The organism is Vibrio sp. PID23_8 (genome assembly GCF_003584965.1).
Lineage (GTDB): Bacteria > Pseudomonadota > Gammaproteobacteria > Enterobacterales > Vibrionaceae > Vibrio.
Map to the genome: position 1 here is coordinate 163887 of NZ_LIXE01000008.1, position 23434 is coordinate 187320.

The window sequence follows — 23434 nt, forward strand, 5'->3', positions numbered from 1 at the left end:
TAGGGAGCAAATGACTAATCATGTTAAAGTAATAACATGTTTGGTCGACATATAAGAATCTATCCTACGTTGGTATCGCTATGAAGCATTGGTTTTTGGTTATTTGTGGCATCTTAGCTGGTTGTGGCAGCATAAATTCAGAAATGGTTCCGGGGGGTAATATGTTAGATACCGCGCCTAGAACGAACTCGGAGTTGATGCACCCAGAGTGGGGATACGTGGCAACACCCTACGTAGCATCAAATTGCGAGGTTCAACCCCGAACGACTCCCCAAGAAATGACGCAAGGTGCGACATCGTTAGAAATGTTCTTGAATCGACATCATATCGCTTATGAAGCGGTCAGTGGCGAGCACTTAATGGTGCGTCTAAAAGAGCAGGTTCATTTTCAAACGGGGTCTGCCCAACTTTCGCTGCAATCACAAGATTGGATTCGAAACCTTGGTCATTACTTAGCCGGAAGAAGCGACATAGACGTCGTGATTGATGGTCACACAGACAGCACTGGTCGTGCGATTTTTAATGACAGCTTGTCAGAAAAACGTGCTGAGGAAGTTGAAAAGCAATTGTTGGCGACAAACTTACCGCGTCAGCGTATTTTTTCTCGAGGGTTTGGTGAGTATGTTCCGCAGTGCAGTAACGCGACCTCTACAGGAAAAGCGTGTAACCGCCGTGTTGAACTCATGCTGATTGTTGGGCAGTAGCGAGTAATGCCTAATTCAAAGTATCTTGAACATTGAAAACAGAAAATAGAAAAGAGGCATCGGTAGGTGCCTCTTTTATATCCGCTAATGTTCTAGGGGGAACTAGGAAAATTCTTTTTCAATATAAGTGATGATATCAGAAGACTCATAAAGCCACTGTGTTTGGCCATCTTTTTCAATACGAAGACAAGGAACTTGTATTCGACCGCCACCTTGTTCAAGCTCCGTACGATGCGTTGGGTTGTTTTTAGCATCGCGCAGTTCGATATTGACAGATTGACGTTTCATCGTACGACGGACTTTTACGCAGAATGGACAAGCTTCAAATTGGTAAAGTGAATATTGCTTGGCTTTTTCGTCTATATCTCTCTGTGCGTCTTCAGAGCGTTGAATGCCTCGAGGAGAGAAAACCGCATTGAGCAATAAAATGATTTTTCCCAAAATCCAACGGATAAACTTCATAATGATCCCTTGCTGTTCAGTAGATGAGTGTCCTTATAGCTATGCAACGAGTAATGGTGCTGCACAGAAAGCGTAGTCTATCAGTTGTTTCCCTTTGACAAAACCATGGTTTTTATAGGGAAAAAAGCCGTTTTAGCCAGCCTAATATTCCTTTAGACGGAGCTGAATTTGCTTCCTTCCCTAAGTAGAAACTATGCATTAGATCGGCTCGAAATGCATCCAAATCTATACGTTTGATGATCAGTTCATGGTGCAATGTATGTTGAGTTTGCTCTGCATGGTCATGCGCTAGACTGAAATCCATATTTAGATAGCCTTGAGTGTATAGCCACATATGGGTGATAAGGGTAAGATCTTCCGCAGACTGGTTGGTAAACTTGTCTGCGTGCTCATCGCCCAAAGTATTGCTGAGTACTTGCTGCATCTGCTGGGAAGTGGCCGCGCTTTTTTCATACTGTGCGCTGGCTTCAATATGTGATTTGGTCAGCAGGCCTAACAAGTGTAGGGCAGGGGCGGTATCTGGCTTGTTTTCACATACCTTAGTGAACAAAGGCGCTTGCTCATTTGTCCAACGTCGCCTTGCCGCTTTGTGCTGTTCCATAAAGGGGATGTTCTTAAACCCCATATCTTGGATCAGCTGATTAAGAAGGGTCATGACTTTGCAACTCCTTAACCGTCACTTCGACATGCTGTTCGTTTAAATCAACAAAAATGGAAGAGCCGGTAATCATCACTGAAAGGCTAGAGCCTCGTTCAAGGTGTTGTGAAATAACGTCGATAGCGTCGTAGTCAAAGCTCGCCACGTTAACAGGTAGCATGCCAAACTTGCCCGCCATCTTCTCCCACCAGACAGATGCTTTGGTGTTGTAAGTATAGACTTTAACGTTCTTTGCTAAACGCGTTGCTTTTTTTACTCGTTCAGGTTCTGGTTCACCTATCTCAATCCAGTGCGTAATGCTTTGGTCAGCTTCAACGCACCATAAATCGGGCTCTTCAGTTGTTGAAAGTCCTTTAGTGAACGCCAAATTGTCTTGCGCATTTAGGCAGTATGCAAAAATACGTGCAAGCATACGCTGCGGTTTTTCTGAAGGGTGGAGGGCAATGGTCAGGTTTTTTGAATCGTAATAATCGTTGTTCATATCGGAAATAGCGATACGAAACTTGTAAATTGTCGGTTTAAGAGCCATGGGAAATATCAACAAATTGTAGGCAAAAAAATAGCCAGCTAATTAGCTGGCCATCATATCAAATTCTTTAAAAATTAAAGTACTTTGATTTGCTCTGCTTGAGGACCTTTTTGGCCTTGAGAGATCACGAATTCTACTTTCTGACCTTCAACAAGCGTACGGAAGCCGTCACCAGTGATTGCAGAGAAGTGTGCGAATACGTCAGGACCGTTTTCTTGTTGAATGAAACCAAAGCCTTTAGTTTCGTTGAACCACTTAACTGTACCAGTAGCTGTGTTAGACATATCTAATATCCTAAATATCTAATTTTTTGTGTAATCTTTCGCCTATTCGGCGCTTATAGCGTGGAAAAAATAAATTGCTATTGCGTACCACAGGACGGCGGAATCACAAGTAATCCAACGAAATGTGCAAACAAAGAACTTTCTTTCTAGCCGCAATCGAGTCTAGGTTAAATACGATGAGAGTCAACAGATATTAATGTTGAACGAACAAATATTTGTATTTTGTCACTTTTTACTCTGTATATTTTTGATGGAATTTCAAATAAATGGCGGGTTTGTGAACTTTTGTAGCAAAGCTTGGCATGAGTTCAATGGGTTTGACTAATTTGATGATTTATTATTCATGTGGTTGGACCATTAAGGAGGCTCTATGAAAAGCAAGTTGCCCGATCCTCTGGCAAATGAAATGGCACAAGATTTTGAATCTGGCAGAGGTGAAATTAAAGACAACACGTTGAATGCCGTTGTTACTAGCCCATTATTTAGGAGGAGAGTGGTGAAAATTAAAAAAGGAAAAGGCAGTTTTTCTAGAAAAGAGAAGCATCGAGGTAAAGAGTCCTATTCAAAATGCTCATTAATGTGGATTTTGAATAGGTTTCTTATTTTATCCCCAAGTAAGCTAGCATCTTGAAGTCACTTGGGAATACCCATCGTTATCGCTCAATTTGCGGCGAATAAATGGAATAGGCAGTAATTTGCCCGGCAACAATGGCAGAAAACATAAACAGAGCGGACAGACCAATACTTGGGATCGGTAGGATGGATTGCTCGAATACGGATTGTCCAGCACTGACCAGAACGCGACTGCCAACCAACATTAAATATGCGGCCGGAATGCCCATATTTGCAAGAGCAATGATCCAATTTGAGTATGCGGGTGGTTCATGAACGGGTTCACTGCTGGGTTGGCTAATTTGAATGATGGTATTTGCGAGTAAGCTAAGGTTGATTGAAGCTGGCTTCAAACGCTTAAGAACGACAGCGTTGTTGTCATCGGGAAACTGGTAGTTAATCGCCGTTGGCGTGGCTTGAATCATGACATCGACACCATGCTTTTGTGCATAGTGCTGAGTGTATTTCTCTACTTTATACGGAGCACATCCGCTTCTGTGTAGTGTGTCGCCAATCTCGACGATCTTATTAATTCTGTATTGGGAAGGCATAATCTGATCGATAAAAATAATAGGGCCAAAATTGCGAGTAAACTAACAAACCTAAGCGAACTGAGCGAACCTTCAATGTGTTTTTGATTTGGTTTTGTGGACTGTGTCAGGCGTTTCTCGCCTAGGTGCCCTATGCGCAATCGGTGACGATAGATATCTCACGCGAAGCGTAATGTTTTGAGGTTCAATCAGCTTGATTAGAATTTGACTTCAACCTCGTACGACTATGCACATCACTTGCTATACTCATTTGAACTCAATGTTTTTGTTGTTATTTCTTGCTGCTTACTCATTAGCATTTGGCACTGAGGATGGTTATGCGTAAAACGGTTGTCTTTCTAATAAGTTGGTTTTGTTCTTTGACAGTTTACGCAGAAACTGCGTTTGAGATTGTCAAGAAATCCGATCTCGCGATGCGAGGAGATGCCAGTTACAGTGAAGCGACGATGGACATTATTCGTCCAGACTGGACTCGATCTATGAGCATGAAAAGTTGGACTAAAGGAACCGAACTTTCTCTGGTTTTAGTGACTGCTCCAGCGAAAGACAAGGGCAGTGCATCACTAAAGCGTCAGAGAGAGATGTGGAATTGGGTACCAAGTATCGAGCGCGTGATCAAAATTGCACCGTCCATGCTGAGTCAATCTTGGATGGGATCCGATTTCACGAATGATGATTTAATTAATCAGTCTTCTATCGTTGTCGACTATCAGCATGAACTCAAGAGAAAAGACAGTTTCGATGGCGATGCCGTTTGGGTAATAGAAGCGGTTGCGAATCCCGACGCGCCCGTAGTCTGGAGTAAGATAACATTATGGATATCAACATCGACATACTTACAACGTAAAGTTGACTTTTATGATGAGTTCGATGAGTTGGTCAATGTGATGACAACGTACGACGTGAAGCTGTTAGGGGGGCGAAAGTTAGCGACGCGGATGGAGATGCAACCCGTGGATGAACCGGGAAATAAAACAGTGCTAACGACTCATCAGGCTCAGTTTGATTTCGAGATAGATGATGGCTTCTTCTCTCAGCAGCAAATGAAATCATTACGTGATTGACGGAGTGATACGTTATCAACCAAGAGGAGGGGTAGAAAGCAATGCTGATAAAGCTGGCGTGGCGGAATTTATGGCGACAAAAGCGCAGAACTCTGTTGACTGCTTCTGCCTTAGCACTAGTGTTGTTTCTGTCTCTCATCACCCGAGCGTTCCAAGAAGGGAGTTATACTTCTACTATACAAAATACCGCCAAATTTTATAGCGGCTTAGTGCAACTGCAACATCCCGAGTTTGGAGAGTCGTCGAGCATAGATGATGTGCTACCACAAAGTGACGATTTCATCTCCTTCGCTCGAGGTAACGAAAATATCGATGTGATCTTACCTCGGGTGGAATCTGTTGCATTGGCCGCAAATGGCGAACGATCCAAAGGCGTGATGGTTTTGGGCGTCGATCCTGCCGCAGAAAATCATTACTCTCGCATCAGTGATAAAATTGTTGCAGGTGGCTTCATTTCTTCAGGTCAACCGTCTGTGTTAGTTGGTGGTGGCCTAGCCCAGTATTTACAGCTTAAGGTTGGAGATGAACTAGTGCTTTATGGGGCGGGTTATCGAGGTCAAACGGCCGCTGGGCTGTATAACGTTGCTGGGATACTTCATTTCCCTCTACAGCAGCTTGACTCGCAACTGGTTTATATGCCACTTGATGTCGCTCAAACCCTCTATTCTCTCAATGATCAAGTGACAGCGTGGGTATTGAACACAAAAAGTTTGCACACGTTACCTGAGACGGTTTACCAACTCCAACGAAGTTATGGTGAGGATGTGGCGGTGAAAGATTGGCAAGCACTCTCTCCGGAAATGGCACAGCAGATCGCGTTAGATAAAGCTGGCGGGATATTCTTGATCTATATCTTGTATGGGATGGTGGGGTTTGGTCTATTTGCCACCATCCTGATGACAACTTTAGAGCGTCAGCGTGAGTTTGCCGTTATGCTCGCAACAGGTATGTTACGTTCAAAATTGGTTGCGTTGTTGGTTATTGAATCAACGTTTATTTCCGTCATTGGTATTGTCATCGGGCTTTTGATAAGTGCACCTGTGTTGGGTTATTTTTATTTTAATCCCATTGAAATCACAGGCGATGCGGCGCAGTTGATGCGTGAGAGTGGCTTTGAACCGATAGTCCCTGTGCTGCTTGAGCCCCGTTTATTGATCGACCAGATCATAGTGGTATTAGTCATTGTGTTGTTGTGTTTGCTGTACCCAATCTCACGTTTGCTTCGTTTACCTGTTGCAAGCGCACTAAAAGGGGGCATGCATGCTAGTTAAATTGGCTTGGCGAAATTTGTGGCGCAATAAACTGAGAACGTCGATTATGTTGGGTGCGATGGTTTTTGGTCTAATGGGCGTTGTTGCGATGATGGGCTTTATGAATGGCATCGTTGATAGCATGATAAAAAATGCCATTTCATGGCAAACAAGCCATCTGCAAGTTCACCAAAAGTCTTATTTGAATAACCCCGAACTCAAAGCCATCATCCCTGATTCCCCTTCATTAACGAGAGATTTACTCAGGCAACCAGAAGTAGCCGCTATTTCGGCTCGCTTTCTAGTTGATGGGATGATCGCATCTGCACGAAGCACGCGTGGGGTGCGCATTAACGGTATTCATATTGAGCAAGAACGCCGGATCACACCATTAGCCAAACACATCACTGAAGGGGAGTGGCTCAATGAAGAGGGACGTAATCCGATTTTAGTGTCCGCCAAAACGATGCAGCGATTGAATCTGCGTGTGGGTTCTAAGGTGATTTTAACGCTATCTGATGTTCATGGTGATGTTGCAGGTGCGGCATTTCGCGTAAGAGGTGTGTTCAAAACGCCTTCAAACACTTTTGATGAGGGAAACGTCTATGTGCGAAAAGCCGATTTAGAGAAACTGGCTGGCCTTTCCGGCGCACATGAAATTGCTATTCTTTTAAATTCCAATCAAAGCGATGTATTGAAGGTCGCAGAGTTTTTTGTTCGAGAGACTTTTCCTAAATCTGCATCGCACACACTAACGGTAAGATCATGGTCTGAAATTCAACCATTGCTTTCTACCATGATGAGCTCTATGGATATCTCTAACCAGGTAACGTTGGTGGTTTTTGTCCTCGCGATGACACTCGGCATTATCAATATTATGTTGATGTCGGTGTTTGAGCGAACGCGAGAGTTCGGTGTGTTAATGGCGGTAGGAATGCAAAAGCATAAGATCCGAACGTTGATCATATTAGAGACCCTGTTTCTTGGTTTGACGGGGTGTGCGCTTGGTTTATTTGGTAGTGTCGTGATGCTTAAAGTACTTAGTGTGACAGGCTTGTCGTTGGGTGGACTCGCGGAGGGATTAGGTGCTTATGGCGTGGATACCCTGCTGTATCCACGAGTTTCATTGTCGGATTATCAAATGATCATTATGGCAATTTTCATTGCGAGTCTCATTGCTGCCTTGTATCCGGCTCGACAAATTTTGAAGCATCAACCTGTAGATGCGATGGCGGAGAAAATTTAATGACCATTAAACTCAAGAAGTTGACGAAGACGTATAATCCAAACAGCGATTTTCCGGTTCATGCTGTCAAAGCCGTCAATCTGGAAATTAAGCAGGGCGAGTTTGTGGCCATAATGGGGCCGTCAGGTTCAGGAAAAACAACCTTGTTAAACATGATTGGTGGTATTGATTCGCCCACCTCTGGAACCGTTGAAATTGATGGCTGCTTCATCTCGGAGATGTCTGAAAAAGAATTGATCGCCTATCGCCGCGATAACATCGGCTTTATCTTTCAAGACTACAGTTTGTTGCCAGTATTGACAGCGTTAGAGAATGTAGAGTTTGTGATGCAATTGCAGGGGAAAACGGAGCGAGAATGCCGAGAACGTGCCAGTTCGTTGCTTGAACAAGTGGGACTGGCGGCCCAGATGAACAAGGTGCCAGGGAAAATGTCAGGCGGTCAGCAGCAGCGAGTTGCCGTTGCACGAGCGCTTGCTCCCAAACCTCGCTTTGTCATGGCCGATGAGCCGACCGCTAACCTCGATGCCAAAAGTACTGCTGAGCTGCTTGATATCATGGAGCAATTGAGTGAGCAAGAAGGGACAACGTTTATCTTCTCTACTCACGATACGAGAGTAATTAAACGCGCACACCGTATCATTGTTTTTGAAGATGGACGATTAGTGCGAGATTTCAGCAATATCGAAAGTGCGTCTGAGAGAACTCATGCATAAAGATAAGAAGAGCAATCACTGTCGCTATGATCAAGGGGTGTTTAGCTATGCGTTAATTGTGCCGTTGTTGGTGTTTTTCTCGACTCAATTATTGGCGAATGTGCCAGGCTTAGAACCGAAAAAGCAATGGGACTTGGACGGTTATATCAAATACATGGCAACCTATGCGCTTCCTGACAATCAAACGAATACTCTGGACCATTTAGTTCATAATCGCATCAACGTTGAGTATCGATTTTCCTCCGATTGGCGTGTCAATATTGGGATGAGAAACCGTGTCTTGTGGGGAGATGCGGCAGATTTTCCCCTCTATGCAGATTTAGTTTCACTAGATAACGGCTATTTTGATCTGAGTAAGAATTGGCGTGAAGATGGCGTTATATTTAACACGCAACTTGATCGCTTCAATATTTCTTGGCAACGAGAGGACAGGGGTGCGAGAGTGGGACGGTTTCGGGTCAATTGGTCAATGAACACGGTCTGGAACCCGAATGACATCTACAATGCATATTCAATTTATGACTTTGATTATGAAGAGCGAGCTGGCACAGATGCCATTATGGTCAGCTACCACCTTGGCTTCGCAGATGGGGTGGAACTGGTGTTCGCGCCTGCTAGAAGATCTGGGCAGGACAGCACGGCTTTACGTTATTTCGCCAATCAATCGGGTTGGGACTATCAAATGATTGTCGGACGATCGCGCTTGGACTATGTGCTCGGAATCGGTTTTTCGACGGATATATATGATGCAGGGCTCCGCGGTGAGCTTAGTTGGTTTGACCCAGTTGACTCTAACTATCAGGGGACACCCACACAGAAAACGGCGGTAGCAAGCGTTGAAACTGATTATAGCTTCGGTGGGCAAAGAAGTTGGTTAGGCCGTTTCGCGTGGTTGTACATTTCAGAGCCGCAAGAAGTGACCAGTGCGCTCACGTACCTCAATCTCCCATTGGATGCCAAAACGTTAAGCTTCACCCATCATACTTGGTACAGTGATCTCAGCTTCGATCTTACGCCACTGAATCGTCTTACATTGTCGGCTAGCTATTATGATGATAATTCCTATTTTGTTGGGCTATCGAGCAGCTACTCTTTGGCAAATGATTGGCAATTGTTGACCGTTATCCAGAATTTCGGTGGAAGCCGTGACAGTGTTTTTGGCGAAGAGCCGACAACCTTGTTATTTGCCAATATCAAATACAGTTTTTAAATTAGATCATAATGCTTAATTTAGGAGGGAGGAGCATTTTCTAAATGCAATGCCTCGTTTTTGCAGTAATGCCAGAAGCATATATTTAATATTAACCTAAATGTCGTTACATTAATGGCTCATCGTTGTCAGGAGTTTATGGATGAACCTTACGATATCTGGGAAGTTGCCGCTCAGTTTTGTGTTGCTAGCGGTACTTTTTTAGTCTCAGCGGTATTTACTTATCGAAACATCAACACGGTAGATCAGCATGCATCGCCCTTGCTGGTTTCCGATTTACCTACTGTCGATAACTTCGTTAACTTTTCGTTTCAAAGTAAGTTGATTGTAGAATAACTACTTATCGAAAGTTTAAGCTTTGTTCTCTAGCGTTTTTCCTGAGCTGACTATTATCACTTACTTATTGTGATTGGTATAACGTTTAGCAAATGCGACTTAAGCGGAATTAAGTCAGAAAGGAGCATCTTAGTGCTCTTTTTTTCATGTTATCTGTAAAGATTCAAAGCAGGCGAGTAAGTCGCTCAATTCATTAAATGCGATGGAAGCAGAATCATTGAATGTTACGTCATCCCCATGATGAATGAGGCAAGAGGGCATTTGTGCGTTATAGGCTACTTGTAGATCATATAAATAGTCACCGACATAAAGAACCTCATGAGGAAGTAAGCGCCACTCTTTCGCCAACATTTGCAGTGATAATGGATCGGGCTTAGGTGGAAAACACTCACGCGTAATAACCCGGTCCACAGCGATTTGATTGTGTTCTAATTTTCGCTGTGTTGCGATTTGACAGTTACGCGTGACGATGGCGGTTTTGATTTTGTTTCGATGTAAGTGTGCTAACAGCTCATGACAGCCAAGCATCGGGGAAGACAGCTTCGCGTCAGAAACCTCATAATCAAATATCACATTATGAGCATGCTCACGATGGTGAGGATGCTCGAGAGCATCGATAAAATCCAACAAGTCTTCGCTTTGTGGGCAACCGAGTTGGCGACGTAACTCACCGAAGTTCATGCCGGAGCTCACCAAGGTGTTATCTAAATCAAACACAACGGCTTTAATTTTGTCGAGCTGTAAAGGGAATGGAATCATAATGACCTCGTACAACGTGACCGAACCATCGTTTTAAAAAACAAAGGGTTATTGTTAAGTTTAGATTATTCTGGTTAGATTGTACGAAAATAAATCAACCATGTATCACAAAACAAGGACGCGCATGATCATTCCTAAACGATTACAAAAAGGCGACACCATCGGCTTTTTCTCGCCATCCTCTCCAGCCACGGTATTTGCTCCAACTCGTTTTGAGCGTGCCAAAGCGTACGTGGAATCCCATGGTTACCAGCTAAAAGCAGGCAGCTTAACGGGCAAAACTGACCAATATCGCTCGGGTTCGATTGAAGAGCGAGTAGAAGAATTGAATGCGCTGATTCGTGATCCCGAAGTGCGCTGTATTATGTCGACCATTGGTGGTTATAACAGTAACTCATTGCTACCTTACATTGATTACGAGGCGCTGAAGAAAGATCCAAAGATCATTGTTGGCTATTCGGATGTCACAGCTTTACTCATGGGCATTTATGCACAAACCGGCATCGTTACTTTCTATGGTCCTGCTTTGGTGGCATCTCTGGGTGAATTCCCGCCATTGGTGGACGAGACCTTCGCTTCGTTTGAGGCGATTGTGAATACGTTAGATGGCTTGGAGCATCAATACACAATGCCTCAAGGGTGGACAGATGAATGGATAGAGTGGGGCGAGCAAGACCGCGCAAAGCAAACCTTGCAAAACCAATGGCACTTTAAAGGCGAAGGCAAGATCACTGGGCGTTTGATTGGCGGAAACCTCAATACCATGAAAGGCATCTGGGCAAGCAAGTTTATGCCGATTATCGAACACGGTGATATTTTGCTGATGGAAGATTGCTTGCAGGGTATTGAAACGGTCGAACGATCTTTTGCGCTGCTTAAGCTTTCCGGTGTGTTTGATAAAGTCATTGCGGTTGTTCTTGGCAAGCATGAAAAGTTCAACGATAAAGGCACAGGGCGTGCACCCATAGACGTGTTGCTAGAAGTACTTAACGGTCAACCACTACCGATCTTGTATGACTTTGATAGCTGCCATACTCACCCAATGCTCACCGTTCCATTGGGCTCGACCATGACGCTCGATTTTGACAATGAAACGGTGGCAGTGAGTTTAAAGAGCTAGCTTTTTTGACTAGTTCGTCAGAGAAAACTATTTCTCCTCAAGACGAAAGATTTTGCCGCTGTCGGTAGAAAAGTAGATATAACCATCAGGGCTGATGGTTATATCTCTTACTCGCTCACCGAGATTCTCCATCAATCTTTTTGATTCGGTGAGCTTGCCGTTTTTAATCGATACCACGTTAATGTGTGCCAGTTTCAGTGCGCCTGCTAAGATCTTCCCATCCAGCTCTGGGTACTTATCGCCACGGTACAAAATCATGTTACTTGGTGCGATAGAAGGGATGTAAACCAGCTTGGGATCTTCCATTCCTGGTAACGACTTAGCTTCCCCGACGTCCAACGGACCCCAATATTCTTTACCATGAGAGACTTTTGCCCAGCCGTAGTTCGCGCCTTTCTTGATTAGATTAATCTCATCGCCGCCGCGTGGTCCATGCTCAATCGACCACAGCTGTTTGGTCGCCTCGTCGTAAAACAACCCTTGAGGGTTTCTATGTCCGTAGCTCCAAATCTCAGGTCGCGCTTCGGAAGGTTTGAAAGGATTGTCTTGCGGAACCGAACCATCAAGGTTGAGACGAAGAATACTGCCTGCATGGGTTTGAGTGTCTTGCCCATTATCACGTTCGCCACGGTCACCGATTGAGAAGTAAACTTTGTCGTCAATAAATGAAATTCGACTGCCGTAGTGGCGACCTGTGTCGGTGATGGCATCAGCAACAAAGAGATCTCTCCAACCCACAAGCTGATTGTTTTGCAATTGCGCCGTCGCTAACGCCACCGTATTGCCTTTACTCGTGCGCTTGCTGTAGGTAAAGAAGAGTTGCGGGTTTTGCGTATCGGCATTCGGTGCGAGCGCGACATCCAATAAGCCGGCTTGTCCACTGGTGTTCACATCGGGGATGTTAAACAGCTTTTGAGGTTTGCCTGTGGTGATATCCAGCAACGAAACCGTACCGTTCTTTTCATTGACGATAACGCGATGGTTATCTAAGAACTCGATCCCCCAAGGGATCTGAAACCCATTCGCCACTTCGTTGGCGCGGTATTCGGCAGCGTTGGCAGAAAAGGATAAACAAGCGAGTAGGGCAGCAGCAATCGTTCTCATGGTTCCTTCCAATATGAATCGTATTAATGTTTAAAAGCTAACATTAAAAGGCGATGTTTGGCAGGGTATGTGAACATAAAAAATCCCCGATACGATATCGGGGATTGAATTAAGGCAATAGAGAATGATTTACTCAGTTAGATTACATCGCTTCTTCGAAGATCTTAGAGATTTCTTCGTGCGTTGCTTGTTTAGGGTTAGTGAAACCACAAGCGTCTTTCAGGGCGTTGTCTGCGAGTGTTGGTATGTCCTCTAGTTTCGCACCAAGCTCTTTGATACCTGCAGGGATACCAACTTCTTTCGCTAGTGTAACGATAGCGTCGATTGCTGCCGCTGCACCTGCTTCAGCAGACATGCCTTCGACGTTTACACCCATTGCTTTTGCTACATCACGTAGACGTTCAGGACATACTTGCGCGTTGTAACGCTGTACGTGAGGTAGAAGAATCGCGTTACAAACACCGTGTGGAAGGTCGTAGAAACCACCTAGCTGGTGCGCCATTGCGTGTACGTAACCTAGAGATGCGTTGTTGAATGCCATGCCCGCCATGAACTGTGCGTATGCCATTTGCTCACGAGCTTCTAGATCTTCACCGTTTTTCACTGCTGTGCGTAGGTGCGCTTGGATAAGTTCAATCGCTTTGATTGCTACCGCGTCAGTGATTGGTGTCGCGGCGATAGATACGTATGCTTCAACAGCGTGCGTTAGTGCGTCCATGCCGGTTGCTGCAGTTAGTGAAGCAGGTTTAGCAAGCATTAGCTCAGGATCGTTAACTGAGATAAGCGGCGTTGTGTGCTTATCAACGATAGCCATCTTGATGTGACGTTCTTCGTCAGTAATGATGCAGAAACGGGTCATTTCAGACGCTGTCCCCGCAGTCGTGTTGATTGCGATAAGTGGCAGCATTGGTTTTGCAGACTGGTCAACGCCTTCGTAGTCTCCGATTTGTCCGCCGTTAGAAGCAACAAGCGCGATACCTTTCGCGCAGTCGTGTGGTGAGCCGCCACCTAGAGATATAACAAAGTCACATTCGTTAGCCGTAAGAAGTGCTAAGCCATCGTTAACGTTGCTAATAGTAGGGTTTGGTTGAGTGCCGTCGAACACAACGGTTGCTACGTCGCGTTCGGTGAGTAGATCTTGAACCTGCTTTACGACACCGATTTGGTTAAGAATCTTATCCGTAACAATCAGACCTTTTTTAAAGCCTTGAGATTGGATGCTGTCAGTTGCGTCTTTTAAACAACCAGCGCCCATTAGGTTTACAGTAGGGATAAAGAATGCACTTGTCATATTGGATTGCTCCATCGTTATTTTTAATAATCTTTCTTAATCTGTCATTCACTCTGCTCTTGTTTTTGTTTGATCTAAAACAAGTTTAACCGTTTAGAGGTCACTTTAGGCAGGAAAGTGTGATGACAGTCTTATTGCACAATGAGTTGGTGCAACACCTACTTAACGTAGCGAAAATTTCCCATTTATCACGCAAAAAATTGGCAAAAATAACAAGATTCGTACGGTTTACATCTCAATTAGACTAAAGTATAAGAAAGCCCCATTAATAGGTTATCTATCAACGGGGATGCGTTTGACACTTTATAAGCAAACGTTTTCTATTTAGGCGATTTCGACTAACTTATTAACCAGTTTTTCGATGCCTGAAGCAGCTTGTAAGATATTTTCCGCTAACATATAGGCTGGCGTAGAAAGTACATTGTGTTTTTCATCGAAATGGATCTCATCCACCAGACAACTCACATGCTCGCCACCCATATAATCAAATGCCGCTGCTGTGGCTTCATCGCTACCAATTGTGCCTTGCACTCCTTGGCCGTAAATCATAGGGATAATGGTCGGTGCAATACACAAGTAGCCAGCGGGTTTGCCTGCTTGTGCAAAAGCGCGACACGCTTGTGCTACGTGTGTGTTGATTGAACATTCCGCACCAGAAACGGCAAAGTCGGTTAGGTTTTTCGCTGCACCAAAGCCGCCAGGTAGAAGTAGGGCATCGAACTCATCGACATTGAGTTTTGCAACATCATTAATGTTGCCGCGTGCGATACGTGCGGATTCCACTAACACATTACGTGTTTCATTCATCTCTTCACCCGTTAAGTGGTTGATTACATGGAGTTGGTTAATGTTAGGAGCAAAACAGTGCCAGGTTGCCCCTGCTTTCTCAATGGCATACAACGCCAATACAGTTTCGTGGATTTCAGAGCCGTCATAGACGCCTGAACCACTCAAAATAACCGCAACTTTTTTCATGATTGAATCCTTTACTCTGAACGTTCCTTTGGTTGTTTATTACTGTCTAGACTCTGTGCTTCCGAATTCGTTTCAACGTTTACACTTTCGTCATCTTCTTCATAGTAGTGCACAACAAAGGGTGTCAGCATGACACTCGAAGGTAAAAAATGTTTCATATCGACTCCAACCACTTAATAGAAATATTTTTATACCGATTTTGGAAAAAGAGTACGTTGAAGCGGATCATTTTTGAGTTAAGCTGCACTTTCCTTTGGCATTCATGAGCAGTAGGTCACATAGATAACATGCAATCCTATCAGTTTCGTTTCACTCTTTATGGTTGTATCGCCATTCTCTCTTGGAGCTGTTTACTGGGCATCGCAAGGTTGGTGACAGAAAGTTTGGGACCCGTAGGGGGATCAGCGATGCTGTACTCGCTAAGCGCTGTTTTTCTGTTGATTGTCGTTGGCATTCCAAAACTGTCGAATTTCTCACCCAAGTATTTAGTTCTGGGTGGAGCGATGTTTGTCAGCTACGAGATCTTGCTTGCGCTGGCATTGGGATACTCTAACTCTCGCTCACAAGCGATTGAAGTCGCTATTGTTAATTATCTCTGGCCGGCGCTGACAGTGTTGTTTGCTGTGCTGGCGAGTAATAAAAAGCCAAACTGGTTATTGTATCCAGCGGTAACCTTGGCGTTTATTGGAGTAGCTTGGACAGTCAGTGGTGATAATGGTTTATCTCCAAAGCAATTAGTGGCCAATATTAGTAGCAATCCGCTAGTGTATATTATGGCGTTTACTGGGGCGATAATTTGGGCTGTGTATTGCAACCTGACTCAAAGACAACAATCGAAGCACAACGCGATCACTTTATTCTTTATCGCGACAGCGGTATCTTTGTGGATCAAATATGCCTTTACTGATGAGTCGCCAATGGTATTCAGTTGGGAGGCGATGGGGTACTTGTTGGCGTCTGCGGTTTTGATGGCTGGTGGTTATGGTCTTTGGAATATCGCGATTGTTGGCGGCAATATGGTGTTTTTTGCAACGCTGTCTTACTTTACACCGATTTTTTCTGCTCTGTTTTCTTCTATTATTCTTGGTGTCACGCTAAGCCCTAGTTTCTGGCTGGGTGCTGTAATGGTAACGGTTGGTTCGCTGACGTGTTGGTTAGTTACTAAAGAGAAGCGCGAGATCGCTGGGCAAGTTACTAGCAGAAGGACGGGGAGATCAAGTTAGCAGCGAATAGCTCTCCCCCTTGTTCGCCGCATTTACATGCGAGGTAACTTCAGTCAATAAAGGGGGGGAGGCGAGTTCACTTATCGAAGAAATGAAAAACTCCCGATAAAGGAGTTTTTACTGTTAGTTCCAATGTCTCAATTCGATGCTCTAATAAGCAACGTTCAATTGTAACTGTAGTTTAAATCGATGCTTAGATAAACGCTTTGTCAGTTGTTTACGAGTGTGTTCTAGTGTGTCTAGCTCTAGCATGTTGTCATCTACGTGGACATCAACATTCACGCGTAACTCCTGACCAACTTTTGTCACACCTGCCAGTTTCAACTGGTGCTCGGTTACTCTTTCAATTTCGAAAACGTCTTTTCCTACACTTTGACAAAGCTCTTTATTTGGTGACATCATTAACAGTTCACGTAGCGCTCCAACTAACATATCAAACGGTACCTTCAAGAAGTAGAAGCCCATAAGTAACATCATCATCGGGTCAGCATACACTGCGTAATGTGCGTATGGCGTTAGTGATAATAACCATGCAACGACAAAGCCTGCGGTTACGGCTACGCTCAATAGCGTGTCCATTTGCCATTGCTTTTTCTCAGCTTCGATTAGACCTGATGACACGCGACGACTTTTCTTCGTCATAAACCACCATGCATAACCACAACCAACCACATTTACAATACCGAAGATGGTCGCGATAGAAGCATTGACCTCACGACCACCGGACATTAAGGCTGTTAGTGCTGAAAACAATGAGAAGGCTACAACAATCAAAATTACGGCTGCTTTGATCGAGATAACGATTGGTTCTAGTACAGCTTTACCGAAAGGAAAAATAGACTTTGATGGCTTGCTGATGTAGTACGAGGCTGCCAGTGACAATAAAGTTAACAGCAGGCTGACCAGAGAATACACACCGTCAAATACAATGACAATAGACCCAACAAGCAAGCCAAGTACTATCCCTCCAATCGCAAACCCTGACGCTAAAAGGGCTGAGAAGGTTAAGATACGGTTTTCTTTTTTGCTTGTCCTGTCACACATAATCGATGCCTTTAGTTTTTAAACCGTGACATTCTTTCCGGTGCGAGTAATTTAAGCAAATAGAAACTGTGTGACATTTAGATGATGAATTGCCTTTTTGTTATTATTTTCTTTTTTATCAAAGGTTTATGCTTGCTTTTTGCTGTCAAATAATTTGACGCTCACTGTGGCGTGTTTAGAAGTCGAATAAATATTCGCTTAATTTATCAGCCAGCCAACTCATTGCAGGGTGCTCGGTTTGGCCGTTTGGAACGAACATGCAGTAATCCTCCTGGGTCAAACCGTAAGTGTGTTTGATCACCGCTAGTTTCTGGTTTCGCAAGTAGTGTCGGATCAAAGGTTCAGGCAAGACTCCCCATGCATCTTCTTCCAAAATAGTATTGAGCATGTAGTCGAAGCTAGAGAAGCCGATGTATCGGGTAGAAAACGGTTGCAGTTCTGGGTTGTCTTTCTCGCTCAAATACACCATCAAAGCTTGCATTTGGTTGCGCAAGTCCTCATCGGTGACACGACGCATTTTACTTAAACGATGATCAAAGCTGCACACTGACATCATACGAATTTTACCCAGTGGGTTATAGACAATGTGTGGGTCGTCAACGCGTTCGTAATCGACGCCAAAAGCAAAATCAACTTGCTGGGTGCTCACCAAGTTTGCCAAATCACCACTAGAAGCCAAAATGAGGTTAAAGGTAGTCGAAGGAAAGCGATTATTGAGTGTATGGGAAAGTTCTTGCCAAAGTTCATCGGGTAGGGAGTCATCGCGTGCGACCCAAATTTCGGCGTTAAAGCCATCTGAAACGAGATCGCACGTTTTCCTGATGCGCTGTGCCGTCACAAGTAAGCTTTCACAGTCTTTATAGATGGCTTTACCAGCTTCTGACAGCATTAACTGGTTGCCGGTTCGATTAAATAACTCGACATCAAGATCTTTCTCTAACGCTTTGATGGACATACTAAGTTTGGTTCGATTGCAGTCTAATTGACGCGCTGCCTCAGAGACGGATCCGCACTCGGCAATGGTACAAAAGGCTTCAACTTGAGTTAAGTTCATGATTAAAAGGAACCTTAAAAGAAATGGCGACAACGAAAAACATTCTGGAATGGATGCCCTATGCCTAGAAAGATTATCGAAAAAAACACTGAACTGCCAGATAAGTCTATGGTGTTTTAACGTTTTTCGGGTAATCTATGGAGGTTACAAGAAGTGAACATGGAGGCCAAGATGGCACAAGATTGGGATGGCTTAGCAAAGCGGTGGGAATCAAACCCAGCAACAGAACAATTTGCTCAGTCGGTGTTTGCACAGTTACAACAACTTACTCAGCTTGATGGCATTAAAGTATTGGACTTTGGATGTGGGACGGGACAACTAAGCCAGTTATTGTCTCCGTTCGTGAAAGATATCGTGGCGCTAGACGCATCGGAAGCGATGATCGAAGAGCTTGATAAAAAAGTGCTGCTTAATGTAGAGCCAGTGGTTGATGCATTGAGTCGTGGTTTGGTCGCTCAACATCCAGCATTTCGTGGGCAATTTGATCTTGTTGTTGCATCATCTGTGTTGACATTTGTAGATGACGTTGAAACGTCTCTCGAGATCTCGCGCTCATTGTTAAATAAAGATGGCTATTTCGTTCACTTTGATTGGGTGGCACAGTCATCCAAAGAAGGCTTCACGCTAGCGAAATCAGAAAGTGCACTGCTTACCGCAGGTTTTAATGACGTAGAATCTAAAAAGGTGTTTGAAATCACTTCTGAAGGCGAAACGATGTCGGTATTAATGGGCGTAGGCCGCCGTTAATTTCCGTTAAAGTACATGAGAGAAGCGAGCTTAATAGCTCGCTTTTTTGTTATTGTCTTAGCTAGAGACGACTGTTTTTATCTCGTCCAACACTCCTGGATTAGCGATTGCTCCTATGTTCTCGACCGAGTGCCCGTTGACGACTTGTTTGACGGCGAGTTCAACTAACTTACCAGAGTGAGTTTTCGGAATGTCACTGATGGCAAAGATTTGGCTTGGTACGTGTCTTGGAGAGCACGAGGCTTTAAGAGTCGCTTTTATGTGTGCAATAAGCTCATCCGTTAGCGTCATATCTTGAGTCAGTTGAACAAATAACCATATCTGCTCGTTTCTGTTTACCTCTTTTCCAACGGCAATAGAATCAAGAATGCCTTCAATCGCATTCACCTGTTGATAGATCTCAGCCGTGCCAATTCTGACACCGCCGGGATTGAGAGTAGTATCACTACGACCATAAAAGATATACCCACCGTTACTGCTTTTTTTCACGTCGTCCCCATGATGCCAAATATTATCGAACTTATCCCAGTAAGCATGGTGGTAGCGCTCTCCGGTGTCGTTCCAGAACCCGGCGGGGAAGTTAGGCAGTGAATTGGCGCAAACCAATTCACCACGTTGATTGGTGACGTTTTTCCCTTGGTCGTCACATACTCTCACGTCAACGCCGAGTCCGGCACTTTGGCATTCACCTCGATAGACAGGAGAAATAGGGTTACCTAATACAAAACAGCCACATATATCAGTACCACCGGAAATCGATGCTAAGTGGAGGTCTTTTCTAATGTGCTTGTAGACGTAATCAAATTGCTCTGGGTAAAGTACAGATCCTGTGGAGCAAAGCGTTTTGAGGGCCGGAAGCGAGAATTGTTGAATAGGAGACAGTTTCGCTTTCTCAATGGCTTCTAGATATTTAGCGGAAGTACCAAAGAGCGACACATCGGCACGTTCTGCCAAGTCCCAAAGGACATTATTGCTCGGATAAACTGGATTCCCATCGTAGATAACTAAACATGCACCGCTAGCGAGAGTGGAAACATGCCAATTCCACATCATCCAGCCGCAGGTCGTGTAATAAAATACACGGTCATTGGGTTGAATATCACAGTGAAGTTGATGCTCTTTTAGGTGGTTAAGCATTGTCCCTCCAACAGAATGGACAATGCATTTTGGTTTTCCTGTCGTACCAGAGGAGTACAGAATAAATAGTGGATCGTTGAAGGGGATGCGGTCAAAAGTGAGTGGCTCTGGTGTGTATTGATTTAACAGACTTTGCCAATCCTGAGTGCAAACATCACATTCAAACACGTGCGGTTTTAGATACCCAATTTGGCACACCTGCTTTATTCCGGGAAGGTGATCAGCAATGTATTGGTTCTTTTCTGACATATCAAAAGTTTTGCCACTGAACGTATAACCATCACAAGTAAATAGTACTTTAGGCCTTACCTGACCAAAGCGTTCGATGACACTTTCTATGCCAAAATCTGGAGAAGTTGATGTCCATGCTGCCCCTAAGCTGGTGGTGGCAAGCATGGCAATAATGGTTTGTGGCATATGCGGCAGATAACCAGCCACCACATCCCCTCGCTCAATACCGCACTCTTTCAACCATTGCTGGATGCTTGAAACTTCCTCACACACCTGTTGCCATGTGTAGGTTTGGTTGTGACCGCGTTCATTTTCGAACCAAATCGCCAGATCATCAGCTTGTTGAACTGCCAAGCTCAGCAGGTTTTCTGCGTAGTTAATTTTTGCTTGGGGGAACCACACCGTATCTCGGTTCGGCATTGGCATTTGCCAACGGCTTTCTCCTTGCATTTTTACTGTTTCACCTTGCGTGCCGATTAAGTCGCAAAATTGCCACACCTCTTGCCAGAAATGTTCGTGATGTTCTAAAGACCATTGGTGCAAATCAGGATAGTCTTTAAGCTCGAATCCTTGTCGATTTATATGCTCGATGAATTGCGTGATATTGGCTTGTTCGATTCGATCTTGCGTCGGCTTCCAGACTCTATTGCTCTCGTGCATAGCACCCTCTGTAACAACGTTTTAACAGTTTCAGTCTGGAGTGAATATCCTATAAAGTCAAACCGAGTGGAGAATATTACTTATCAGTTAAATCATTACCTTACATATAAATGTAAAGATAATGTTACAGGCGGATTGGCGAAGGAAAGCGCTTGCGGAATTGGAAGCTAAACCGAGTATGGATAGGCTTAAGGTGAAAGAACATTTAAGTGGGGTGTGCGATGACTCAGTATCATTCGAAACCAACGAACCAGGATGGCCGAGTGGAATGGAGCCGCGAAGAAGATGCTATCTGGCGTGATTTGGTTTCTCGTCAGATGAGTGTGATCGAGGGGCGTGCGTGTGCTGCTTACTTACATGGGTTGAAGCTACTTGATTTGCCTAAGGATCGTGTCCCTCAACTTTCTGAAATTAACCAGGTATTGATGGAAACGACTGGCTGGCAAGTAGAGCCTGTTCCGGCATTGATTAACTTTGATCGCTTTTTCAATTTACTTAGTAATAAACATTTTCCGGTTGCTACTTTCCTGCGAACTCGTGAGGAATTTGATTATTTACAAGAGCCAGATTTCTTTCACGAAATTTTTGGTCATTGTGCCATGCTTACCAACCCGGATTTTGCCGTTTTCACTGAACATTATGGCCAACTAGGGCAAGCTGCGACACCCAAGCAGCGAGCGTACCTTGCGCGCCTGTACTGGTTTACTGTTGAATTTGGTTTAGTAAAAGAAGGGAATCAAACTAAGATTTACGGTGGCGGTATCCTTTCATCTCCGGGAGAAACCATCTATTCATTGGGCAGTGATGCTGCGATTCGTGATGAGTTTGACCTGCAAACGGTTTTAAGAACGCCTTATCGCATCGACATCATGCAGCCGAAATATTATGTGATTGACGATCTGTCACAGCTTTTCCAAATTAGTCAGCTTAATTTATTAAAACAAGCCGATCTTGCTATTGAAGCTGGATTGCTTCCACCACTTTTTGAACCAAAGGAATCTGCTCATGTTGAATGAACAAAAATGCGAAGCTTGTAGTCACGATGCTATTGCACTCAGTAAAGATGAACAACAGTCTCTACTGCTGCAATTGTCCGATTGGCAGATCATGGAAAGAGAGGATATTCCACAATTAGAAAAGGTCTACAAATTTAAAAACTTTAAACAAGCGTGGGCATTTAGTAACAAAATTGCAGAATTGGCGGAAGATGAATGTCATCACCCTTCGATTTTATTGGAGTGGGGCAAAGTGACCATTACTTGGTGGAGTCACTCGATTAAAGGCTTACATAAGAATGATTTTATCTGCGCGTCGAAATGTGATGCGCTAGCTGAATAGGGTAATAATACAAACGAAGCGCCCAGTGTTAATTTGGGCGCTGTTGACTCTTTGGCTTAAATCGATCAACGTGCGTCATTTGGGAATCTGTTCATTCCTGATGAAGGCAGATAACGACGTATTGTTTAACGAGTCGTTTAATAAGGCTCTGAATATATGTATGATTTATGACTCTTGTATGGGCTTTTTATAAAACAAATATGTCACGGACATGATGGCTGCAGGACTTAGGAATAATGGAATTGAAAGAATTTTTGGATGTGTTGGCACTATCCCCAGAAAAGATTGAATTTGAAATTACAGTGGCTGCGATTGAGGCGAATTATGAGTTTACTCCAACGGCTTTTACCAATGGTGAGATGCAAAACAACGCAGGAGAGCATAATGGCTCATGTAAGATCTTTTCGTTTGGTTTGCTTAACAAGTTAGATAAGGACGCAACGCTGGCGTGTTTTGGTCGTTTTTATCGCGAAGATGTTTTACAGCACCCAGAAGGTAGTGATCACCAAAACATACGTAACTTTATGGTGACAGGGTGGGATGGTGTAAAGTTTGATTCATCTGCGCTTGAAGCAAAGTAATTCCGTGCCGTAGAAGCCAGTCGTATTACACGACTGGTTTTTTCTCTAAGCACTTACGACATAAGCACAATTGACCTTCTTGTGGCTTTGGTAAATCTCTGGTCTCAATATCAAAGCACCAGCATGTCTCTTTCCCCGCAGCAATATCACAGTGCGCATTCGTACCACACTTAGGGCAAGTGTGAGTCGAGTCATTACCGACAAGCTGTTCGATGATCGCGTCTCTTTGCGCGTCGGATTTCTCTTTCCATTGCACGACTTCTTCTATGGTTCTGTGGCAACCGGAACAGATTCCGCCATTATTTTTACAGGCTGCGCGACAAGGTGACTTCATTATTTTCTCGTTATTTTTCCATTGATCGGCGTACCTTAGCACGAAATGGCGTTGTATAAAGCGGAATACTTGATTCGAAAACATTACTTTAGTGAATGAATTCTGGTTAATGTCATATGGAATATCAAACTGTATATTTAAGGTTTGAGGAGTCGGTATGTTGAAGTTATTAATGAAATGTGTGTCTGTCAGTTTGTTGGGGGGGGGGTTAGTCGAT

General features: G+C 44.1%; 26 protein-coding genes and 1 pseudogene. 14 read left to right on the forward strand and 13 right to left on the reverse strand.

The window, feature by feature from the left end; translation table 11 throughout:
* The first annotated feature begins 80 nt into the window (after positions 1-80).
* Positions 81-704 carry an OmpA family protein gene (locus tag AK966_RS14455; RefSeq protein ID WP_099079036.1) on the forward strand — a complete coding sequence of 208 codons (624 nt, stop codon included), beginning with the start codon at positions 81-83 and terminating at the stop codon, positions 702-704.
* Positions 705-806: 102 nt separating this feature from the next.
* Here the strand turns inward: AK966_RS14455 and AK966_RS14460 are convergent, their stop codons facing one another.
* The 4 genes from AK966_RS14460 to AK966_RS14475 all read right to left on the reverse strand — a co-directional run bounded on the left by AK966_RS14460 (position 807) and on the right by AK966_RS14475 (position 2637).
* Positions 807-1166: a glutaredoxin gene (locus tag AK966_RS14460; RefSeq protein ID WP_099079035.1), complete on the reverse strand. Its 360-nt coding sequence runs from the start codon at positions 1164-1166 to the stop codon at positions 807-809.
* 112 nt (positions 1167-1278) lie between these two features.
* On the reverse strand, positions 1279-1821 hold the full coding sequence (locus AK966_RS14465) for a hypothetical protein (RefSeq protein WP_119464410.1): 543 nt from the start codon (positions 1819-1821) through the stop codon (positions 1279-1281).
* Complete coding sequence (locus AK966_RS14470) at positions 1808-2353, reverse strand: YaeQ family protein (protein ID WP_099079033.1); 546 nt, start codon at positions 2351-2353, stop codon at positions 1808-1810. The genes AK966_RS14465 and AK966_RS14470 overlap by 14 nt, the downstream gene beginning before the upstream one ends.
* Before the next feature lie 74 nt (positions 2354-2427).
* On the reverse strand, positions 2428-2637 hold the full coding sequence (locus AK966_RS14475) for a cold-shock protein (RefSeq protein WP_005375625.1): 210 nt from the start codon (positions 2635-2637) through the stop codon (positions 2428-2430).
* 370 nt (positions 2638-3007) lie between these two features.
* Between AK966_RS14475 and AK966_RS14480 the strand changes: the two genes are divergently transcribed.
* Positions 3008-3268, forward strand: coding sequence for an alternative ribosome-rescue factor A (locus AK966_RS14480; protein WP_099079032.1), 261 nt, complete (start codon positions 3008-3010; stop codon positions 3266-3268).
* Positions 3269-3440: 172 nt separating this feature from the next.
* Here AK966_RS14480 and AK966_RS14485 read toward each other — a convergent pair.
* Positions 3441-3800 (reverse strand): annotated as a pseudogene (locus AK966_RS14485) (threonine/serine exporter family protein); the annotation flags it as partial.
* Positions 3801-4117: 317 nt separating this feature from the next.
* Here AK966_RS14485 and AK966_RS14490 point away from each other — a divergent pair.
* From AK966_RS14490 to AK966_RS19970, 6 genes are all read left to right on the forward strand, one after another.
* On the forward strand, positions 4118-4864 hold the full coding sequence (locus tag AK966_RS14490) for an outer membrane lipoprotein-sorting protein (RefSeq protein ID WP_099079098.1): 747 nt from the start codon (positions 4118-4120) through the stop codon (positions 4862-4864).
* Between the two features lie 41 nt (positions 4865-4905).
* Positions 4906-6135, forward strand: coding sequence for an ABC transporter permease (locus tag AK966_RS14495; RefSeq protein WP_099079030.1), 1230 nt, complete (start codon positions 4906-4908; stop codon positions 6133-6135).
* Positions 6125-7360 carry an FtsX-like permease family protein gene (locus AK966_RS14500; RefSeq protein WP_119464412.1) on the forward strand — a complete coding sequence of 412 codons (1236 nt, stop codon included), beginning with the start codon at positions 6125-6127 and terminating at the stop codon, positions 7358-7360. The genes AK966_RS14495 and AK966_RS14500 overlap by 11 nt, the downstream gene beginning before the upstream one ends.
* On the forward strand, positions 7360-8073 hold the full coding sequence (locus AK966_RS14505) for an ABC transporter ATP-binding protein (RefSeq protein ID WP_099079028.1): 714 nt from the start codon (positions 7360-7362) through the stop codon (positions 8071-8073). Before AK966_RS14500 ends, AK966_RS14505 begins: the two co-directional genes overlap by 1 nt.
* Positions 8066-9283, forward strand: a complete 1218-nt coding sequence (locus AK966_RS14510) for a hypothetical protein (RefSeq protein ID WP_119464413.1) — start codon at positions 8066-8068, stop codon at positions 9281-9283. Before AK966_RS14505 ends, AK966_RS14510 begins: the two co-directional genes overlap by 8 nt.
* A 138-nt stretch (positions 9284-9421) precedes the next feature.
* Positions 9422-9619 carry a hypothetical protein gene (locus AK966_RS19970; protein WP_182852690.1) on the forward strand — a complete coding sequence of 66 codons (198 nt, stop codon included), beginning with the start codon at positions 9422-9424 and terminating at the stop codon, positions 9617-9619.
* A gap of 144 nt (positions 9620-9763) precedes the next feature.
* Here the strand turns inward: AK966_RS19970 and AK966_RS14515 are convergent, their stop codons facing one another.
* Complete coding sequence (locus AK966_RS14515) at positions 9764-10378, reverse strand: HAD family hydrolase (RefSeq protein ID WP_119464414.1); 615 nt, start codon at positions 10376-10378, stop codon at positions 9764-9766.
* A 124-nt stretch (positions 10379-10502) separates the two neighbouring features.
* On the opposite strand from AK966_RS14515, the gene AK966_RS14520 reads away from it, so the two are divergent.
* On the forward strand, positions 10503-11498 hold the full coding sequence (locus AK966_RS14520) for a S66 peptidase family protein (RefSeq protein WP_099079026.1): 996 nt from the start codon (positions 10503-10505) through the stop codon (positions 11496-11498).
* 27 nt (positions 11499-11525) lie between these two features.
* Here the strand turns inward: AK966_RS14520 and AK966_RS14525 are convergent, their stop codons facing one another.
* The 3 genes from AK966_RS14525 to elbB all read right to left on the reverse strand — a co-directional run bounded on the left by AK966_RS14525 (position 11526) and on the right by elbB (position 14868).
* Positions 11526-12602 (reverse strand): PQQ-dependent sugar dehydrogenase, encoded by a 1077-nt coding sequence (locus AK966_RS14525; RefSeq protein WP_119464415.1) that lies wholly within the window; start codon positions 12600-12602, stop codon positions 11526-11528.
* A gap of 142 nt (positions 12603-12744) precedes the next feature.
* Positions 12745-13893: an L-threonine dehydrogenase gene (gene yiaY, locus AK966_RS14530; protein WP_099079024.1), complete on the reverse strand. Its 1149-nt coding sequence runs from the start codon at positions 13891-13893 to the stop codon at positions 12745-12747.
* A gap of 324 nt (positions 13894-14217) precedes the next feature.
* Complete coding sequence (elbB, locus tag AK966_RS14540) at positions 14218-14868, reverse strand: isoprenoid biosynthesis glyoxalase ElbB (RefSeq protein WP_099079023.1); 651 nt, start codon at positions 14866-14868, stop codon at positions 14218-14220.
* A 287-nt stretch (positions 14869-15155) separates the two neighbouring features.
* Between elbB and yddG the strand changes: the two genes are divergently transcribed.
* Positions 15156-16091 (forward strand): aromatic amino acid DMT transporter YddG, encoded by a 936-nt coding sequence (yddG, locus tag AK966_RS14545; protein ID WP_099079022.1) that lies wholly within the window; start codon positions 15156-15158, stop codon positions 16089-16091.
* A 150-nt stretch (positions 16092-16241) separates the two neighbouring features.
* On the opposite strand, the gene AK966_RS14550 is transcribed toward yddG, so the two are convergent.
* Positions 16242-17135 carry a cation diffusion facilitator family transporter gene (locus tag AK966_RS14550; RefSeq protein ID WP_119464416.1) on the reverse strand — a complete coding sequence of 298 codons (894 nt, stop codon included), beginning with the start codon at positions 17133-17135 and terminating at the stop codon, positions 16242-16244.
* A 175-nt stretch (positions 17136-17310) separates the two neighbouring features.
* Positions 17311-18189, reverse strand: coding sequence for a LysR family transcriptional regulator (locus tag AK966_RS14555; protein WP_099079020.1), 879 nt, complete (start codon positions 18187-18189; stop codon positions 17311-17313).
* A 171-nt stretch (positions 18190-18360) separates the two neighbouring features.
* Between AK966_RS14555 and AK966_RS14560 the strand changes: the two genes are divergently transcribed.
* The gene (locus AK966_RS14560) at positions 18361-18936 is read left to right on the forward strand and encodes a class I SAM-dependent methyltransferase (protein WP_172438102.1); all 576 of its coding nucleotides are present in this window, start codon (positions 18361-18363) and stop codon (positions 18934-18936) included.
* 57 nt (positions 18937-18993) lie between these two features.
* Here the strand turns inward: AK966_RS14560 and AK966_RS14565 are convergent, their stop codons facing one another.
* Positions 18994-20964: an acetoacetate--CoA ligase gene (locus AK966_RS14565; RefSeq protein WP_119464417.1), complete on the reverse strand. Its 1971-nt coding sequence runs from the start codon at positions 20962-20964 to the stop codon at positions 18994-18996.
* Between the two features lie 221 nt (positions 20965-21185).
* Here AK966_RS14565 and phhA point away from each other — a divergent pair, with 221 nt between their 5' ends.
* The 3 genes from phhA (at position 21186) to AK966_RS14580 (ending at position 22883) form a co-directional block, all read left to right on the forward strand.
* A complete protein-coding gene (gene phhA / locus AK966_RS14570) occupies positions 21186-21980 on the forward strand; it encodes a phenylalanine 4-monooxygenase (protein WP_099079017.1) in 795 nt (264 codons plus the stop codon).
* Positions 21970-22302 carry a 4a-hydroxytetrahydrobiopterin dehydratase gene (locus AK966_RS14575; protein ID WP_099079016.1) on the forward strand — a complete coding sequence of 111 codons (333 nt, stop codon included), beginning with the start codon at positions 21970-21972 and terminating at the stop codon, positions 22300-22302. Before phhA ends, AK966_RS14575 begins: the two co-directional genes overlap by 11 nt.
* 236 nt (positions 22303-22538) lie before the next feature.
* On the forward strand, positions 22539-22883 hold the full coding sequence (locus AK966_RS14580) for a HopJ type III effector protein (RefSeq protein ID WP_119464418.1): 345 nt from the start codon (positions 22539-22541) through the stop codon (positions 22881-22883).
* A gap of 25 nt (positions 22884-22908) precedes the next feature.
* Here the strand turns inward: AK966_RS14580 and AK966_RS14585 are convergent, their stop codons facing one another.
* Entirely contained in the window at positions 22909-23217 is a 309-nt protein-coding gene (locus tag AK966_RS14585; RefSeq protein WP_119464419.1) for a cysteine-rich CWC family protein, read from the reverse strand.
* Positions 23218-23434 lie beyond the last annotated feature (217 nt).

Bases quoted from the DNA above. Each gene is read 5' to 3' on its own strand.
- AK966_RS14455 (WP_099079036.1), top strand. From the start codon at position 81: ATGAAGCATTGGTTTTTGGTTATTTGTGGCATCTTAGCTGGTTGTGGC.
- AK966_RS14460 (WP_099079035.1), bottom strand. From the start codon at position 1,166: ATGAAGTTTATCCGTTGGATTTTGGGAAAAATCATTTTATTGCTCAAT.
- AK966_RS14465 (WP_119464410.1), bottom strand. From the start codon at position 1,821: ATGACCCTTCTTAATCAGCTGATCCAAGATATGGGGTTTAAGAACATC.
- AK966_RS14470 (WP_099079033.1), bottom strand. From the start codon at position 2,353: ATGGCTCTTAAACCGACAATTTACAAGTTTCGTATCGCTATTTCCGAT.
- AK966_RS14475 (WP_005375625.1), bottom strand. From the start codon at position 2,637: ATGTCTAACACAGCTACTGGTACAGTTAAGTGGTTCAACGAAACTAAA.
- AK966_RS14480 (WP_099079032.1), top strand. From the start codon at position 3,008: ATGAAAAGCAAGTTGCCCGATCCTCTGGCAAATGAAATGGCACAAGAT.
- AK966_RS14490 (WP_099079098.1), top strand. From the start codon at position 4,118: ATGCGTAAAACGGTTGTCTTTCTAATAAGTTGGTTTTGTTCTTTGACA.
- AK966_RS14495 (WP_099079030.1), top strand. From the start codon at position 4,906: ATGCTGATAAAGCTGGCGTGGCGGAATTTATGGCGACAAAAGCGCAGA.
- AK966_RS14500 (WP_119464412.1), top strand. From the start codon at position 6,125: ATGCTAGTTAAATTGGCTTGGCGAAATTTGTGGCGCAATAAACTGAGA.
- AK966_RS14505 (WP_099079028.1), top strand. From the start codon at position 7,360: ATGACCATTAAACTCAAGAAGTTGACGAAGACGTATAATCCAAACAGC.
- AK966_RS14510 (WP_119464413.1), top strand. From the start codon at position 8,066: ATGCATAAAGATAAGAAGAGCAATCACTGTCGCTATGATCAAGGGGTG.
- AK966_RS19970 (WP_182852690.1), top strand. From the start codon at position 9,422: ATGGATGAACCTTACGATATCTGGGAAGTTGCCGCTCAGTTTTGTGTT.
- AK966_RS14515 (WP_119464414.1), bottom strand. From the start codon at position 10,378: ATGATTCCATTCCCTTTACAGCTCGACAAAATTAAAGCCGTTGTGTTT.
- AK966_RS14520 (WP_099079026.1), top strand. From the start codon at position 10,503: ATGATCATTCCTAAACGATTACAAAAAGGCGACACCATCGGCTTTTTC.
- AK966_RS14525 (WP_119464415.1), bottom strand. From the start codon at position 12,602: ATGAGAACGATTGCTGCTGCCCTACTCGCTTGTTTATCCTTTTCTGCC.
- yiaY (WP_099079024.1), bottom strand. From the start codon at position 13,893: ATGACAAGTGCATTCTTTATCCCTACTGTAAACCTAATGGGCGCTGGT.
- elbB (WP_099079023.1), bottom strand. From the start codon at position 14,868: ATGAAAAAAGTTGCGGTTATTTTGAGTGGTTCAGGCGTCTATGACGGC.
- yddG (WP_099079022.1), top strand. From the start codon at position 15,156: ATGCAATCCTATCAGTTTCGTTTCACTCTTTATGGTTGTATCGCCATT.
- AK966_RS14550 (WP_119464416.1), bottom strand. From the start codon at position 17,135: ATGTGTGACAGGACAAGCAAAAAAGAAAACCGTATCTTAACCTTCTCA.
- AK966_RS14555 (WP_099079020.1), bottom strand. From the start codon at position 18,189: ATGAACTTAACTCAAGTTGAAGCCTTTTGTACCATTGCCGAGTGCGGA.
- AK966_RS14560 (WP_172438102.1), top strand. From the start codon at position 18,361: ATGGCACAAGATTGGGATGGCTTAGCAAAGCGGTGGGAATCAAACCCA.
- AK966_RS14565 (WP_119464417.1), bottom strand. From the start codon at position 20,964: ATGCACGAGAGCAATAGAGTCTGGAAGCCGACGCAAGATCGAATCGAA.
- phhA (WP_099079017.1), top strand. From the start codon at position 21,186: ATGACTCAGTATCATTCGAAACCAACGAACCAGGATGGCCGAGTGGAA.
- AK966_RS14575 (WP_099079016.1), top strand. From the start codon at position 21,970: ATGTTGAATGAACAAAAATGCGAAGCTTGTAGTCACGATGCTATTGCA.
- AK966_RS14580 (WP_119464418.1), top strand. From the start codon at position 22,539: ATGGAATTGAAAGAATTTTTGGATGTGTTGGCACTATCCCCAGAAAAG.
- AK966_RS14585 (WP_119464419.1), bottom strand. From the start codon at position 23,217: ATGAAGTCACCTTGTCGCGCAGCCTGTAAAAATAATGGCGGAATCTGT.